Origin of the sequence: Microcystis aeruginosa FD4, from assembly GCF_009792235.1 — a bacterium.
Classification (GTDB): domain Bacteria; phylum Cyanobacteriota; class Cyanobacteriia; order Cyanobacteriales; family Microcystaceae; genus Microcystis; species Microcystis viridis.
This window is the reverse complement of the sequence record NZ_CP046973.1, coordinates 3,195,206-3,209,883: the sequence shown is the minus strand read 5'-3', so window position 1 is coordinate 3,209,883 and position 14,678 is coordinate 3,195,206. Positions and strand designations below refer to the sequence as shown.

Below are 14,678 nucleotides of genomic sequence, written 5' to 3'. Positions count from 1 at the left end.
GAAGATTGATTAAGTTCTGTAAGATTGGGTCAACAATTGGAGAAAGTCAGGGTTATCAATAAACTGATATTGTACCACGGCTCTTAACGCTTCTAAACCACCACTAATACTTTTAGCCATCAGATCCGCTAAATATTGAGGATAAGGTTCTTTGATCTCTGTTGAAACAACTTGTTCTTTGATAGCTTTTAATACTTTGGCTAATTCAATTTCTGTATTAGCACAGCTTTCCTTCATTTCTATCCTATAAGCTGGCGACCATTGATAAGGTTTATAATAAGTAAAATATACTTTTCGGCTTTTAGGCAAAATAATAGCTTGGTTTAAGTCCTCTTTTATCTTGTCTCGCTTACCTTGAAAATCAAATTTACTTGAAACTGAAATATATAAATCTTTCCAAACTCGCTCTGTTTTTGTGGTTTGACCCACAGGTAACGGTTTAGTAAATTCCCCCGCATTTAAAATTAATGTCATGCTGGTTTTATCGTCAAGCTTGAGGTCAAAGTTTTTTAAAACACTTAAGCCAATTTCTTGAGAAGAATCATATTTAACCATATATACTATATTGGGATTGGTCATCGCTTTTTTCAGAGAATCTATCAAGCTAAACCTATTAATTATATCCCATGTAGCTTGTTGAAAATGCGGTTCATCCAACGTTGACATACTGGTTAAACTATTAATTCCGATAACTGGTGTTTGATGAGAACCATCGGCAATAATCACATCATGTGGTGTTTGACTAATAACTAATAATTCTAAAGCTGTCATCGCTCCTCTAGTCACTTTAGGATTACTCTCAGAACTGTGCGGGAGAACATCTTGCCAATTTTTGTATTGAACTGAACCCCATTTTCGCTGATCTTCTCTAACTAATCCTTCAACACCAACACCAACTGCAATTAAAGTATCAGCACCAATAGATTTTTCAATAGCTTGTCCACCGTCAACCGCTGCAACAGAAGGAATAGGTGGGTTTTCTAAATTGTCAACTCTACAAATTAAATCATTATCATCTAAGATTTGATGCAGGGTTTTTCTTTGTTGTTGTAATTCATTGAAAAGTGGCTTGATTTTTTCTGCTATTTTAGGAGCATCTTCCAGAATGTCTTCTAGTAATTCATCTGGCAAGTTAGCATAGTTGTCATTTTTATTGTTAGTCATGTTTAGAAAATCATAAAAAAATAATCTAAAGGCCAGAAAATCACGGGCTTGATATTTTTAGCTCACGACAGAGAGTTTTGTCTGACATACCGTAAATTTACCGAACATCAAGCCACCTTGTTAGGTTTAGCTTTTGCCCGTTGCTGAAAGCTATCAAAATCAATTATGGACGTAACTGGATTCGAACCAGTGACCCCATCGATGTCAACGATGTACTCTAACCAACTGAGCTATACGTCCGCACGAATTGCCATTATAACACGATTGCTCCTAATTAGGCAAGCCCCTAGGCAATAAATTGATAGCCAATTAATTTATAAATTAACTTGGCAGTGGTAAATTCCGAGACCACCGAATCACTAATCGGGGCCAATTCCATCACATCACAGCCAATCACCTGATGGGTTTGGAAAAGACGACGGAGAAAGCCTAGGGTTTGATGCCAACTTAACCCCCCCGGTTCGGGTGTTCCCACCCCCGGAATTAAAGCGGGATCAATGCCATCTACGTCTATGGTTAAAAATACCTTCTCAGTCGTAATTTTGGCGATCGCTTTTTCGATCCAATCGGGATCACCGGCGATATCTCGATCCCAAACCACGGGAATCTGCTGTTTAGCGATTAATTCCGCTTCTTCTCGACAAATAGCCCGAATTCCCACGGGTAAGGTCGGTAAACCCATTTCTAACACCCGACGCATCACACAGGCGTGGTTATGGTGGGAGCCTTCGTACTCAAAACGCATATCGCCATGGGCATCAATTTGAACCACAGTAAAAGGTTCCGATAAAGCTTGTCGATAAGCTTGTACTACTCCCGTAGTGATAGCGTGTTCACCCCCGACGGCGACGACAAATTTATCATCGGCAATTAAACGAGAAACTGTAGCTGTGGTGACGGCTAACATCTCCTCGGCGGACAATTGCGGTTGCTGACGGGTATCGGCGATCGCATCATGAGTATAGATGCCCACTTCTAAACAGGTTTCCCTCTTAAGTTCCTCGTCATAGGCTTCCAGTTGTTGGGAAGCGGTAATCACCGCCGCCGGCCCGGTTTCACAACCTTTACGATAGGTGGTGGTGGCCTCGTAGGGAATCGGCAGGATCACGGCCTTAGCTGTGGCGTAAGATGCGATCGCTTCACTACCTAAAAACTGTTCGCTACCGGTGGCGCAAGACAATAACATGGGCAAGTCACAGAAAATTTTAGTCCAATCTTTTATTATAAATATTTTGACTATTTTTGTCTATTACAGACTTTCTCATCAACCTCAACTGACCCCATACATATCTACTGTAATAGCAAAAAACCCTTATCCATCAATGGCTACATCCCTCGATTTCTCGCTCAAGATTGGTTTGCTGCGGGCGATAATCTGGAAATATAGCCATCAGTTAGGCTGCTTCATACTGCTGTAACAAAAAACAACTATCCCCCGATAGCGATCGCTAAAGGTCGAATAATTGTCAGTTTTTGTCAAGGGGTGCGGTCAGATATAGGAATCATCGCTAGAATGAGCCTAATTGTCAGGAATTTAGTTAAACAAGGTTTTTGGCAATAGGCTAATCTGGCTAACAAGCTTTTGGGCTTGATATAGGGAAAAGTTCTGGCAATCGCGCCTAAATAGAGTGTTATACAGAAAGTTGACCCATATCCTTACTCTGGAGAGTGTTATACAGAAAGTTGACCTATAATATGTAGTTATGTTTTCAAGAGAAGAGAAGAGAAGAAATGTTATCAAGACTTCTAAGTAAAGCTGTACAAAAAGCTCAAGAACTGCCAGAAGAAATTCAAGACGAACTGGCAGAGCAGTTTATTGAAGACATCGAAAATGAAATCAAATGGCAAGAAACATTATCTAAACCCCAAGACAGCCTAATTCTCAAAGAACTTGCTCAGAAAGCTATTGCGGATTCAGAAAACGGACAGACTGAAGAAATGGGATTTGATGAGCTATGAAGTCGGAACTAAATCCAGATTTCGTCGGCTTATTTCAACAGCTACCAGAAAGAGTGAAAAGAACAGCCAGAAAAAATTACAAGTTATGGAAAGATAACCCCAGTCATCCAAGCTTAGAATTTAAGGAGGTCAATCAAGAAGACCAGATCTGGTCAATCAGAGTCGGTATAGGTTGGAGAGCGCTAGGAAGAATCAAGAGTAAGAATGTAATTGTTTGGTTTTGGATAGGCTCTCACGCAGAGTATGACAAATTGTTAAAGAAGTTGTGAACCAAGAAACATAACAAATCACCGCACCCGAAATAATAGTGAAATTTTGTAACAAAGTGCAGTCATATCTAAGAATCTTTGCTATAGTTCTGGAAAGCTTCTGTGATAAGTTTCCTTAAAGGAGATTGTTTGCAGTAAGCTAATCTGGCTAACAGGCTTTTGGGCGTGATATAGGGAAAAGTTCTGGCGATTGTGCCTAAATCGGGTGATATACCGAAAGTTGACCCATAATATGTAGTTATACAGCTATAGTCCCTGCATCCCTAGCTCAAAAATGTTACACTGAGCAGCCGAATTTATTGAACCATACTATAGATGACATTACCTTCTCTCCAAAGTTTGCTTTTAGCATCTGAAAAAGATATTGAACAAATTAGTGATTATTTTGATGCTCTGGTGAAAGAAGCAGTAGCAAGAATAAATCGAGGCTTTAGCATCAAGCGATTAATAAAGCAGCCTCGCAGTATCGAACCGTTACCTACAGAAATGAGGCAGTTATCGAGCTATCGCACTCGTATCGGAACAATGCTTGAATATGGCTTAAGCACGGCTATCACTGAGATACTTGAGGAACGCTATAACTCTTTATTTTTCTTTACATTTGCAACCTCCCATGAGTATCCAGATTTTTATTTTCGAGATTCATCTTTAATCCCTTTACTACGTTTAGAAATGAAAGCTGTAGATGCTGAATCTGATGAGCAAGCTGCACGCTTCGGTACGCCGACAATATGGATTAACGACGAGCAAGATTTACTCTTATTAGTAGCATGGGAGTGGACAAAAATAACACTAGAAAATGGCAGTCTTGGAGAATATCCCCATATTTTCTCAAGCTTGGTAGTGCCGGCGGGAGACATAGCAAGAGAGCGCGACATACGCCTAGAAATTACTGGGGGAAAAATCGAAGGAGAGAAGACTTTAGTTTTTAGTAGTCGCAGTCAACAGTATGTTGCTGATCCAGGCAACTATGGAAAGTTTTGGCGAATTGTTCATGCATCTAGAATTGGTTCCCCAGATCTACACCTTTCTATTCAGAAATTTTTAATTTTCCTGCGCTCAGTTGATGAAAAAGCTGCCAGAAAAAGGTTTTAAAGTTTGAATTGTCAGTCAGATGGGCAAAGCTTTTCGGATGAAAAACTAAAGGCTGAATCTAAAAAATTAATGCCCCGTTGAAGTTCATCCTCACTACGTCTTTGGCTCTCTAGGTAACTTTGATGTGCGATCTTATGTGCAGTTACTATTTCACGTTGTACGGCTAAAGGTGGCAAAGGAATTCTAGCCCCTAAAACTGCTGATCGGTTGACTCGAGGTCTACCTGTACCAGAAATTTGATAAACTAGCTGACCATAAACTATGTCACTTCTCAAGAGTATTGCCAAATATTCATTATCTACTTCAAATTGATCGATCAATGCTCCATAGCTAATTTTATCCTTTAGGTGATTGTCATTACTAGAAGTGGAAATTGTCCGAAAAACAAAGCATTCAGACGAAGCATATCCATCTTCTTCCAAGGCTTCTAATAAAATACATTTCCTCAATTCTGGACGGAGCTTTGAAAATAGAATATCTCCGCCCTTGAATAACTTGACATTGCTTTTTATCTGATTTCCAAAAACTTCAGAGACAACATATTCACCAGTTCTTGATGAAATATCTGCCAAACCAATATAACGCCATAGATCATAAGGATCTGCTTTGTCAGGTACTACAGATATATTACGCTCAACGACTAGTTCTGCAAGCTTAGGTGTTGGATATTTTGAACGCTTTAGAGTTCTTTCTGCTATAGATCTAGAAGGATGATGATACCCAACGTCAAGCCTATCTACAATAAGTTGATTAGACTTACTATAAAAACGTTCTGCCGGACAGACAAAGACTTTTGGAGATAAACTTCTTATAGAATTTTCTCCCTCTTTTTTGAAAGAATTCCAAGCATTAATTATGATTGGCAATTCATTATTTAGCACTAGGTTTCCTTTGTCATCATGACGAAAATTAGAATCGCCATTTGCCTTTCGACCAACTTCTTTGACTTCGGCCATGAAGATAGAAGGTTGGGCTTCTGTTTTAGACTTGCTGCGTTTTCTGAGGAATAGAATTGATGTTTTGACAGATGCATATGGTTTAAATGTAACTTCTGGCAAGCTAATTACAGCTTCAATTATGCAATATCTGAAGATCAAATCACGAGTATCATGATTTGTTTTTCCGTTTAAAATACTGTCATCTACAACTATTGCCAATCGTCCACTTCCACTTTTCAACCACTTGATGCAGCGTTCTATGAATAGAACTCCACGCCTCCTTGATGCTTTTCCTCTTCCAAGTTCGTAGGTACATAGTGCAGTCTCGTCTGAAAAATCACTGCCAAACGGAGGGTTAGTAATTACTACATCAAAACCACTCTCTGGTATGAGTTCATTTAGCTTGTCATTGTAGCCAAGAGAACCACCATCATTTAGGTAGTGAATCGTATTAATGCTCCCCCCATGCATTATGGTATTCATTTGTGCAACCCATGCCATTCGTTTATCAATTTCAAAACCTATAATCTTCTGATTTAGGTTTATTGACTTGAATGTTTCAATTAGAAAGCCGCCACTACCACAAGCAGGATCACAAATATATATTGTATCTTCTGTCGAAGATGTCATAGCAGAAACTAAACCAACCATAAATTCAACAACTGTTCTAGGTGTGAAAAATTGTTGATGGTCAGTTTTCTCAAAAGTATTTCTAACTAGTTCTTCATACATGAAGCCTTTAATATCAGCTTCAACTTCGGAAAGTTTAATATTCCACAGTAGTCTACATACCTTAGCAATCGCAATTTTGTCCTCCCCAAGGGAACTGTGACCATTGAGCAATTCTTTCGGAAAATAGCTGATAGCGTCTTGATAAATTTCTTTGATTTTTTCATATATATCGTCAAATGAAGAAAAATCTTTAATGGAAAATTTAGATACTTGTTTTGGATCGTCTATTTCGATTTTTTCCATGTAAAGTTTTGAGTATAAAATCTTCGTTATCTCTTCAAAACGTTCCAGTAACCCACCCCCCATAGAATCTCTAAAGGCAGCATTCATTTGTCTCGTTAGAAAACGTAGTGATCGTAAATCTAGTGTGATCGATTTCTCTTTCTTTTCTTCATCAGATCTTTTGGCTCTTTCCTCATTAAAGAGGGGAATTTGTAGAACATTTTCAGATATTGTTGTCCCAAAACGTCGCTCTTGGAGTAAACAAGTTATATCCTCTGCTCGGTAGAGGCGATAGCTATTTATTGGATCTCTAGATGGCTTAAGCTTACCTGCCTTGTCCCAGTTCCTGAGTGTCGTTGTCGTTACACCCAGTAAATCAGCGGCCTCGCTAACCGTAAAAAACTGCTTCTGCTCTTTCATGTTTTTATAAGGTTTGACTTCGATCTAAATTGTATAACCTTATAAGATGTTGTGCAATCATGAAGAGCCTCATGCACTCTGACGTTACTCAAGCTGTATAACACGTCACGGCAGCGGACGGACTAAAGCCGATTCGGGGGCAAAGGTTATCTGCCGCCGCTTATCTTAGCCGTTATACTGAATCGGTTTTTAATAGCATGATTAACTCCCAATCCCACTGGAAAAACCCGCTCCCTTTTCCCCACTTTCTACTCCCCTTAAACGGGATTTAGGATCAGAGCGATCGCTAGATTAAAGATTAAGTAATGTTAAAATTATAATTCTTCAAGAAGAAAGCGCATGATCGCCGAGTAACTGTAGCCAAAAATACCAAATTTTGCCCCAGTCAGAATAAAGTAGGGATCAAGCGCATTCGATCGAAGCAAGAATTTTCTCCCCAGTATCTATGAATCAATCAGAAAGTTGCGGTAAGGTTTATCTCGTCGGTGCGGGTCCCGGGGATCCCGGTTTGTTGACCTTAAAAGCGAAAGTTCTCTTAGAAAATGCCGATGTTGTCCTCTATGATGCCCTAGTCAGTCCCTCGATTCTAGCCATGATTAACCACCGGGCCGAACAAATCCATGCGGGTAAGCGTCGCAGTCGTCATTCTCTGGTACAGGAAGAAATCACCGCTTTACTGATCGAGAAGGCCCAGACTAATACCGTGGTTGTTCGTCTCAAGGGGGGGGATCCCTTTGTTTTCGGTCGCGGGGGTGAAGAAATGCTCGATCTGATCGCGGCCGGAATTAGCGTCGAGATCGTGCCGGGGATCACTTCAGGAATTGCCGTGCCTGCCTACGCCGGTATTCCCCTCACCCATCGCAATTATAGTTCTTCCGTTACTTTCGTCACCGGCCACGAGATGGCGGGTAAATATCGTCCCCTGGTTAACTGGTCAGCGATCGCCCATGGTGCGGAAACAATTGTCGTTTACATGGGTGTGCATAATTTACCCTATATTATCGGCGAGTTAACCAAGGCCGGCAGAAGTCCAGAAACACCGATCGCCCTGATTCGCTGGGGAACAACACCGCAACAACAGCAGTTAATCGGTACTTTCAGCACGATTATGGGCCAGATCGAAGCCACCGGCTTTGAAGCCCCAGCGATCGCTGTTATCGGGGCGGTGGTGAACCTTCACGATCTCTTACAAGCGGGACAACCTTTGCTCTCCAGGACAATCCCCCCCACCCCCATTTCTCTCTGATTCGGTTGCCATGCGTCAATATCAAAAATCCCTGACGATTACCACCAGTCCCAAGAATTTCCATCGTCTCACTGCCCCCATAGAAGCGATCGTGGCTGAATCGGGCATAACGACGGGATTATGCAGTGTCTTTGTCTGTCACACCTCCGCTTCCTTGCTGATCCAAGAAAATGCCGATCCCGATGTTCTCACCGATTTGGCCAATTTCTTCGCCAAGTTAGTCCAGGAAGATAGCAGTCTCTACTATCACTCTACCGAAGGGCCAGACGATATGCCCGCTCACATTCGCTCGGTCCTAACCCGAACATCGGAACAAATCCCGATCGCTAGGGGTAAATTAGTTTTAGGCATCTGGCAAGGTATCTATCTTTGGGAACACCGTCAGAGTCGTCACCAAAGGCAAGTGGTGGTTCATATCACCGGGGTCTGAAGCGTTGCGTATAGTTTTGTAATAGAAACTTTACTCGTACCCCTCATCGGAGTAAGATTTTTTCCGTGTACGATCAAATTGTTCGCTTTTTGAACAAAGAACTTCATATTTCGTAACAAAAGGAAACAATTTATGCGAAAATTGTTCGCTCTGGCCCTGGTGCTATCTCTCTGGTTCACCTTTGCCGCTCCAGCGTCGGCTGATTTGTCCAATCTGACTCCTTGTAGCGAAAATCCCGCTTTCCTACAAAAAGCGAAGAGTTTCCGCAACACCACTCTCGACCCCGAATCGGGAGCCAAACGCGCTCAAACCTACTCCCAAGCTCTCTGTGGACCGGAAGGCTATCCTCACCTAATTGTGGATGGTCGTTGGGACCACATGGGCGATTTCTTTATCCCTAGCATCCTCTTCCTGTACATTACTGGTTGGATCGGTTGGGTTGGTCGGGCCTATTTAATCGCCGTGCGCGACAGCAAAGATGCCGAAATGAAGGAAATCATCATCGATGTTCCCCTCGCTCTCAGCAAAATGTTAACGGGGTTCCTCTGGCCGTTGGCGGCTTTACAAGAAGCCACTTCCGGTAAATTAACCGTTAAGGATTCGGAAATTACCGTTTCCCCTCGTTAATTTTTGTGTCAAACCCTTGACTTTTTATTCCCTAGGAGAACTCAGATGGAAGGACTTACTAAATTTCTCTCGTCCGCACCCGTGTTAATTATGGCGCTGCTGACTTTCACCGCCGGGATTTTAATCGAATTTAATCGCTTTTATCCCGATCTCTTATTCCACCCGCTAGGTTAAAGGCAATCTCAGGTGATTAAAGGGGATACAGAGTCCACTGTATCCCTTTTTAATGGCAATGAGCGGAGGGATTGGGGGAATATTAAGAAAAGAAAGGCACTGGAGACGACAGGCTCTCAAAATCGATAAGATACAGATGTCTGCAACCACAGAGGTGGGACAAACCATGGTATTAGATAGAGATTTGATGCTAGGAAAGCGGCTGCGCTATCAAGAATTACAAGAAAAATTAAAAGAGATTTGGCAGGGAGAAAACGTTCCCGAATCGGATAAATGGGATTATGATATCCTAGTTGTCCCTTCTTTTAGTATCGATCAGAGAGTCGGTCAAAAAGTAGCGGGTTTTTTGCATTACGAAGAAAGATTATTATTTTCTCTGATTCGGTTGCGACACCCGAAAACCCGTTTAATCTATGTAACAGCGCAGCCACTTTCGCGGATGGTGATTGATTATTACCTGCAATTGTTACCGGGGATTCCTTTTTCCCATGCTAATAATCGTCTGTTATTATTGACAACTCACGATAACTCTTTTCAACCTTTAACCCAAAAAATTCTGGAAAGACCGCGCTTAGTAGCAAGAATCCGGCAAGCGTTGCGTCGAGATCGTGCCTACATGGTTTGTTTTAATTCTACTAATTTAGAGCGAGAATTGTCTTTACAATTAGATATTCCTTTATTTGCCTGTAGTCCAGACTTATTGTATTGGGGTTCCAAAAGTGGCAGTCGCGAGATTTTTGATCAAGGCAATATTCCCCATCCTGACGGTAGTTTACAGGTAAATACGGTCAAGGATTTGTTATACGAAGCCGCTTCTTTGTGGTCTCGTCAACCGCAACTAAAACGCATGGTAGTTAAGTTAAATGAGGGGTTATCGGGAGAAGGAAATGCGGTTTTAGATTTACGTCCTTTAGGGGAAATTGTTGATAGTAACAGCCGAGATTTAAGCGAGAGAATGAATCTATTGTCTAAACTATTAGACAAGATGAGTTTTCAAGCAAGGGATGAAAATTGGGAGAGTTTTTCGGGCAAAATTGCTGAATTAGGGGCAATTGTCGAAGCTTTTATCGAAGGAGAAGAAAAGCGATCGCCGAGTGTGCAAGGTTATATTACACCGACGGGAGAAGTGAAGATTCTCTCCACTCACGATCAAATTTTAGGGGGTCCCGATGGTCAAATTTATCTGGGTTGTCATTTTCCTGCTGATGAAAATTATCGCCTACAATTACAGGAATTAGGGCTAAAAATAGGGGAAATTCTAGCAGCCAAGGGAGCAATTGAACGCTATGGAGTTGATTTCGTCGCTGTCAAAAATCCAGAAACTTTAGTCTGGGATTTACAGGCGATCGAAATTAATCTGCGAAAAGGAGGAACCACCCATCCTTTTATGACTTTAAAGCTTTTAACTAATGGTGAATACGATCGAGAAACTGGATTATTTTTCAGTCAACCTCACCAAGAAAAATACTATATTGCCTCCGATAATCTCCACAAACCCCAATACAAAGGTTTACTTCCCGATGATTTAATGGATATTATTGCTAAACATCGCTTACATTTTGATAGTAGCAGTAAAACGGGAACAGTTTTTCATCTCATGGGTGCGCTGTCGGAATTTGGTAAATTAGGGTTAACTTGTATCGGCAATTCTAGTGAGGAAGCGGCAGCAATTTATCAGCGTGTGGAACAGGTTTTAGATTGGGAAACAGAGCATAGTTCCATAAATTTAGGTTATTATTCTGGATTACCGATCACTTGGATATAGAAGGTTTTTCTGGCAATAATTTGCGTTTTAGGGAATCGATCGCTCGTCCGGGTACTTCCGTCGCTTGAGCGAGAATTAAATTCCAAAGATAACCGTATTTAGGGAAATTTCTCAGGAGAATCACCTCGGCAATAAAGTAAAAACGTTTAGTTCTTTTATACTCAGGAGGATTATCTTCAATCCGCAGTTGTTCATGTATTTCTGGCAGCCAATGACCGATAGTTTTACCTTGCTCAAAAAACTTGGCCTGAATATATAAACCCAGTAATCTATCTAAACACCAAAAGGGAATATATTTAATCGGGCCAGTGACACTCATGGAAGCGGTAATCTCTTTAACTGCCGGTTGTACCAGTTCGTTTTTCCAAACTTTTTTATCAAAGTTTTCCATGTGAGGACCCTTGTGATCTCGACGTTTCCCGATCAGGGCGCTAGGATTAAAAGGATTATCTAAAGGAGCGATCGGTGCTTCTAATAAATAAGTATTCTCTTTAAATAAGTTACTATTATTTTCTCTTCTGCTACAGATAGCTAAACTTTTTACATCGGGAATTGTTGGCCAAGGACTCTCTAATTTTTCTCGTTCACCGTAGGGAAATCCACATCTGGCTAATCGCAATACCCAACTGTTGGGAAAGCGTTCAAAATAGTCTTTGACTAAGGTGACGATCTCCGGGTGTAAATATTCATCGCAATTGATTGTGAGAATATAAGTACCTCTGGCATTTAAAAATCCTGTACTTCTTTGAATAATTTCACCCCGTAAAGCACAGACAATCTGTTTCATGCGTGGATCATTCACCGGCGAAGGTTTGACCCCGGGAGGATGAACTAAAATAAATTCTATATCTCCCTTGACTTTCAACAATTCTCCTAGCCAATATTCGCCAAATCCCTCGCGCATCGGGATAACGATCGATAGAAAAGTATTAGACATAAATTAACTCGTTAGATTTGGTTGTGATTTATCAAAGTTGTCTTGACCGCGATGCACTTAACTGGTTTAAATAGCCTCTAAATATTTGCTATCGAGCAGAAAAGAGCCTCGATCGAATTTTACACCCCAATAACCACCCGGCCGGCGATCGATAACCGTGCCGATATCGTCGATATTGAGCAGCTCTGGCGGCCGTAACATAGGCATAGGATCGGCGGTTTTCAGGTAAGGGGGAATGGCAATCAGACGGACTTTTCCCCCGACGCTAATTTCACTCATGGTACTGGCTAAATGCGATCGTGACATAACATCCCAAGTTAGCATATTTCAAATCATTCTCAAGATAGATTCCCCAGGGAATAGGTGTTGTGTAAACTGTTGCCATCCGCCTTTGTCCTTGAGTTGGGGTGTTGCTTGACCTAGCGGCGAGGGTGGCGATCGCTATCAGTACAATCAAAAAAAACCCCAAAATCTGAATCGCTAGTTGGCGAGAAGAATATAAAGATTTATAAAATTGTGCTTTTTAATACAGTTGTGGGGGGGGGGAATGTGTATAATCCCCTTGTCTCCCTTTGGCGTGGGGTTGGGGTGTTGCCTGACCTAGCGGCGAGGGGATAATCGCAATAGAAAATCTGCTAGAGCAATAATCATGAAAATCACTCATAAACTTTTGTTCTCTTCCTGTCTCTTACTGGGTGTCACAGTAGCCCCATCCCAAGTATTGGCAGGACCATTTAACTCCCCCGGTCCCTTTGTCGATCCCAGTGGAAAGGAGGTACCATTTCCCCCTCAAGTTCCAGGAAAGGAGTACTCCGAAGATCCAGACAGGAATGGAAATCCCTCACATACCCCTAATCCTGGTCAAGTAATTGCCTGGGATGGGACGGGTGGGACAACCAACACGAGTAACTTTTTAGCTCTTTGGAATCCTCAATCTGGCATTGCAGCACCCGATCCTTTCCAGGTCGATGCCTTAGCCAACCGGAAGGATTTACTATTCTATAAAGTGATCGAAGATCAAGTTCCACTCGTGTTTTCGACCGGGTTGCCCGGAGGACCGCGCACCGATTACGATAACTATATCTTCTATGAACGTCCTAACCATAAAGTGCTTTTGCCTTTCCCGTACAAAGAGATAGGGGTGTGGGCGACACCAGCACAGATTAACCAAGTTGCACCAAATAACGTGGAAGGTTTAGAACTTTGGGCGCCGGTTCAAGATCCGACAGTGCCTTTAGAAGATAGAGTCAACAGTGTACTGCTACAAGGTCCTGAAATACCTGTAGATGATGCTAACCGTTACTCCCTTTTCGGCGATCCTCTGGGATGTAGTGTATTCAAGAGTAATGGCGATTGTCTCTTCCTTAAAGCGAATATCGCCGGTGCAATCACCCCTCTTTTTCCCGGTTTAGATATCACTTCTGCTAAGATTGACCTTGATGGACTGATGACATGGGAAAACGACATCCTCTTTAGCCTCAAGCCAATCGATGGAAATAACGATGGCTCTATTACTGACAACGATCCCTCAAAAGACTTAGATGGTGGGGAGATCTTTGTTTGGCGATCAACTGAACCTTCAGCGAAGTTTCTCATCCACGGTGGACACGTCTGGGATACAGTTTTCAATGTCAAGGACACAGTAGAGGACTGGACAGGATTAAGACCAGGAACTGAGAACATTGACGCACTGGAAGCGGTTGCTACCCCTGAACCCTCTACAATCCTCAGCTTATTAACCCTTGGCACTCTCGGTGCAGCTTCAACCCTGAAGCGCAAACTAAAACCCTCCCAATCCACCGAAAAAGAAACCACAAAAGTAGGCTAAATTGCTTACCAAAGTAGAATAAATGCCCCTTCATTCAGTCAGTTGAGGGGGTTTATTGTATAATAGGGACATGATTAAATCAAGAGGATTTTGGTTATGCAACAGGTGACGATTGAGCTACCCACCACCATAATTAATGCTCTAGCCGCCTACAATCAAGAGCATAAGGTATCGTCTTCTGATACAGTACAAACGGCTATAGAATCATTTTTAATAGCGAAAGGCTATTTATCCAAACCGAAAAAATCTTTTCACTTATCTCCCGCACCCCAAGGAAGTGGCTATACTGACACATCCATCAATCATGACGCTGTTTTAGCCGAATTTACTCTGTCCCATAAATTACCTTAAGCGCCAATCTTGAAAGCGATTATTGCCGACACAACCCCCCTTTACGGAGCGATAGATACCAGTGATCAATATCATAGCAGAGCGCAAGCAGAGCTAAGACGCATAGAATCGGAAGATTTAACAGTTATTATCTCTTTCCCCGTATATGTAGAAACTTACAGCTTGCTTCTATATAGATTAGGATTTGAACAAGCCACTCATTTCACACAAAATTGCTTAGAATCGGCTAATCTGATCAATCCGACAGAAGATCAGTATTTCGCAGCCATAGCAAAAGCTAAACAATTTCCTGATCAAACTATTACTATTGTTGATGCTTTGACTGCTATAATCTCAATCGAATTAAATCTACCTGTTTGGAGCTATGATTATCATTTTGATATAATGCGGGTGAAAGTATGGAGATAACCCTCAAGTGCCAACTAAAACCCTCCAAACCCTCAGAAAAGGAACCCACACAAGTCTCCTAAAAACCATTAATAAAAAAACTTGCGATCGCCCCTTCATTCAGTCAGTATTTT

The 14,678-nt window shown here is 41.7% G+C and carries 17 protein-coding genes and 1 tRNA gene; 11 read left to right on the top strand and 7 right to left on the bottom strand.

What is annotated here, in order from left to right; translation table 11 throughout:
• Positions 1–9 precede the first annotated feature (9 nt).
• The 3 genes from GQR42_RS16225 to speB form a co-directional block, all read right to left on the bottom strand.
• A complete protein-coding gene (locus tag GQR42_RS16225; protein WP_158200740.1) occupies positions 10–1,164 on the bottom strand; it encodes a DNA double-strand break repair nuclease NurA in 1,155 nt (384 codons plus the stop codon).
• A 166-nt stretch (positions 1,165–1,330) separates the two neighbouring features.
• A tRNA-Val gene (locus GQR42_RS16220) sits at positions 1,331–1,404 on the bottom strand.
• 46 nt (positions 1,405–1,450) lie between these two features.
• The gene (gene speB / locus GQR42_RS16215) at positions 1,451–2,350 is read right to left on the bottom strand and encodes an agmatinase (protein ID WP_158200739.1); all 900 of its coding nucleotides are present in this window, start codon (positions 2,348–2,350) and stop codon (positions 1,451–1,453) included.
• Between the two features lie 545 nt (positions 2,351–2,895).
• Here speB and GQR42_RS16210 point away from each other — a divergent pair.
• The 3 genes from GQR42_RS16210 (at position 2,896) to GQR42_RS16200 (ending at position 4,487) form a co-directional block, all read left to right on the top strand.
• Entirely contained in the window at positions 2,896–3,123 is a 228-nt protein-coding gene (locus GQR42_RS16210) for a hypothetical protein (protein ID WP_158200738.1), read from the top strand.
• The gene (locus GQR42_RS28875; protein WP_002770838.1) at positions 3,120–3,392 is read left to right on the top strand and encodes a ParE family toxin-like protein; all 273 of its coding nucleotides are present in this window, start codon (positions 3,120–3,122) and stop codon (positions 3,390–3,392) included. Before GQR42_RS16210 ends, GQR42_RS28875 begins: the two co-directional genes overlap by 4 nt.
• A gap of 315 nt (positions 3,393–3,707) precedes the next feature.
• Entirely contained in the window at positions 3,708–4,487 is a 780-nt protein-coding gene (locus tag GQR42_RS16200) for a hypothetical protein (RefSeq protein WP_158200737.1), read from the top strand.
• A gap of 11 nt (positions 4,488–4,498) precedes the next feature.
• On the opposite strand, the gene GQR42_RS16195 is transcribed toward GQR42_RS16200, so the two are convergent.
• Positions 4,499–6,799: an N-6 DNA methylase gene (locus GQR42_RS16195; RefSeq protein WP_149985571.1), complete on the bottom strand. Its 2,301-nt coding sequence runs from the start codon at positions 6,797–6,799 to the stop codon at positions 4,499–4,501.
• A 445-nt stretch (positions 6,800–7,244) separates the two neighbouring features.
• Here GQR42_RS16195 and cobA point away from each other — a divergent pair, with 445 nt between their 5' ends.
• From cobA to GQR42_RS16170, 5 genes are all read left to right on the top strand, one after another.
• The gene (gene cobA, locus GQR42_RS16190; RefSeq protein ID WP_158200736.1) at positions 7,245–8,045 is read left to right on the top strand and encodes a uroporphyrinogen-III C-methyltransferase; all 801 of its coding nucleotides are present in this window, start codon (positions 7,245–7,247) and stop codon (positions 8,043–8,045) included.
• A 10-nt stretch (positions 8,046–8,055) separates the two neighbouring features.
• Positions 8,056–8,475, top strand: a complete 420-nt coding sequence (locus tag GQR42_RS16185; RefSeq protein WP_158200735.1) for a secondary thiamine-phosphate synthase enzyme YjbQ — start codon at positions 8,056–8,058, stop codon at positions 8,473–8,475.
• Between the two features lie 132 nt (positions 8,476–8,607).
• Positions 8,608–9,102, top strand: coding sequence for a photosystem I reaction center subunit III (locus GQR42_RS16180; RefSeq protein ID WP_045362915.1), 495 nt, complete (start codon positions 8,608–8,610; stop codon positions 9,100–9,102).
• A 45-nt stretch (positions 9,103–9,147) separates the two neighbouring features.
• Positions 9,148–9,276 carry a photosystem I reaction center subunit IX gene (psaJ, locus tag GQR42_RS16175; RefSeq protein WP_002738148.1) on the top strand — a complete coding sequence of 43 codons (129 nt, stop codon included), beginning with the start codon at positions 9,148–9,150 and terminating at the stop codon, positions 9,274–9,276.
• A gap of 166 nt (positions 9,277–9,442) precedes the next feature.
• On the top strand, positions 9,443–11,041 hold the full coding sequence (locus GQR42_RS16170; RefSeq protein WP_158202495.1) for a peptide ligase PGM1-related protein: 1,599 nt from the start codon (positions 9,443–9,445) through the stop codon (positions 11,039–11,041).
• Here GQR42_RS16170 and GQR42_RS16165 read toward each other — a convergent pair.
• From GQR42_RS16165 to GQR42_RS27835, 3 genes are all read right to left on the bottom strand, one after another.
• Complete coding sequence (locus tag GQR42_RS16165; RefSeq protein WP_158200734.1) at positions 11,028–11,978, bottom strand: transposase; 951 nt, start codon at positions 11,976–11,978, stop codon at positions 11,028–11,030. The two genes, GQR42_RS16170 and GQR42_RS16165, sit on opposite strands and share 14 nt — an antisense overlap.
• A gap of 66 nt (positions 11,979–12,044) precedes the next feature.
• Positions 12,045–12,257, bottom strand: coding sequence for a regulatory protein SipA (gene sipA / locus GQR42_RS16160; RefSeq protein WP_043995397.1), 213 nt, complete (start codon positions 12,255–12,257; stop codon positions 12,045–12,047).
• Positions 12,250–12,435, bottom strand: a complete 186-nt coding sequence (locus GQR42_RS27835) for a hypothetical protein (RefSeq protein WP_199273371.1) — start codon at positions 12,433–12,435, stop codon at positions 12,250–12,252. Before GQR42_RS27835 ends, sipA begins: the two co-directional genes overlap by 8 nt.
• Positions 12,436–12,627: 192 nt before the next feature.
• Here GQR42_RS27835 and GQR42_RS16155 point away from each other — a divergent pair, with 192 nt between their 5' ends.
• The 3 genes from GQR42_RS16155 to GQR42_RS16145 all read left to right on the top strand — a co-directional run bounded on the left by GQR42_RS16155 (position 12,628) and on the right by GQR42_RS16145 (position 14,565).
• Positions 12,628–13,806, top strand: a complete 1,179-nt coding sequence (locus tag GQR42_RS16155) for a PEP-CTERM sorting domain-containing protein (protein ID WP_158200733.1) — start codon at positions 12,628–12,630, stop codon at positions 13,804–13,806.
• A gap of 96 nt (positions 13,807–13,902) precedes the next feature.
• Positions 13,903–14,157 carry a hypothetical protein gene (locus GQR42_RS16150; protein WP_158200732.1) on the top strand — a complete coding sequence of 85 codons (255 nt, stop codon included), beginning with the start codon at positions 13,903–13,905 and terminating at the stop codon, positions 14,155–14,157.
• 9 nt (positions 14,158–14,166) lie between these two features.
• The gene (locus GQR42_RS16145) at positions 14,167–14,565 is read left to right on the top strand and encodes a type II toxin-antitoxin system VapC family toxin (protein WP_158200731.1); all 399 of its coding nucleotides are present in this window, start codon (positions 14,167–14,169) and stop codon (positions 14,563–14,565) included.
• Positions 14,566–14,678: the final 113 nt, after the last annotated feature.

Coding starts and splice junctions, on each gene's coding strand:
- GQR42_RS16225 (WP_158200740.1), bottom strand. CDS start 1,164: ATGACTAACAATAAAAATGACAACTATGCTAACTTGCCAGATGAATTA.
- speB (WP_158200739.1), bottom strand. CDS start 2,350: ATGTTATTGTCTTGCGCCACCGGTAGCGAACAGTTTTTAGGTAGTGAA.
- GQR42_RS16210 (WP_158200738.1), top strand. CDS start 2,896: ATGTTATCAAGACTTCTAAGTAAAGCTGTACAAAAAGCTCAAGAACTG.
- GQR42_RS28875 (WP_002770838.1), top strand. CDS start 3,120: ATGAAGTCGGAACTAAATCCAGATTTCGTCGGCTTATTTCAACAGCTA.
- GQR42_RS16200 (WP_158200737.1), top strand. CDS start 3,708: ATGACATTACCTTCTCTCCAAAGTTTGCTTTTAGCATCTGAAAAAGAT.
- GQR42_RS16195 (WP_149985571.1), bottom strand. CDS start 6,799: ATGAAAGAGCAGAAGCAGTTTTTTACGGTTAGCGAGGCCGCTGATTTA.
- cobA (WP_158200736.1), top strand. CDS start 7,245: ATGAATCAATCAGAAAGTTGCGGTAAGGTTTATCTCGTCGGTGCGGGT.
- GQR42_RS16185 (WP_158200735.1), top strand. CDS start 8,056: ATGCGTCAATATCAAAAATCCCTGACGATTACCACCAGTCCCAAGAAT.
- GQR42_RS16180 (WP_045362915.1), top strand. CDS start 8,608: ATGCGAAAATTGTTCGCTCTGGCCCTGGTGCTATCTCTCTGGTTCACC.
- psaJ (WP_002738148.1), top strand. CDS start 9,148: ATGGAAGGACTTACTAAATTTCTCTCGTCCGCACCCGTGTTAATTATG.
- GQR42_RS16170 (WP_158202495.1), top strand. CDS start 9,443: ATGGTATTAGATAGAGATTTGATGCTAGGAAAGCGGCTGCGCTATCAA.
- GQR42_RS16165 (WP_158200734.1), bottom strand. CDS start 11,978: ATGTCTAATACTTTTCTATCGATCGTTATCCCGATGCGCGAGGGATTT.
- sipA (WP_043995397.1), bottom strand. CDS start 12,257: ATGAGTGAAATTAGCGTCGGGGGAAAAGTCCGTCTGATTGCCATTCCC.
- GQR42_RS16155 (WP_158200733.1), top strand. CDS start 12,628: ATGAAAATCACTCATAAACTTTTGTTCTCTTCCTGTCTCTTACTGGGT.
- GQR42_RS16150 (WP_158200732.1), top strand. CDS start 13,903: ATGCAACAGGTGACGATTGAGCTACCCACCACCATAATTAATGCTCTA.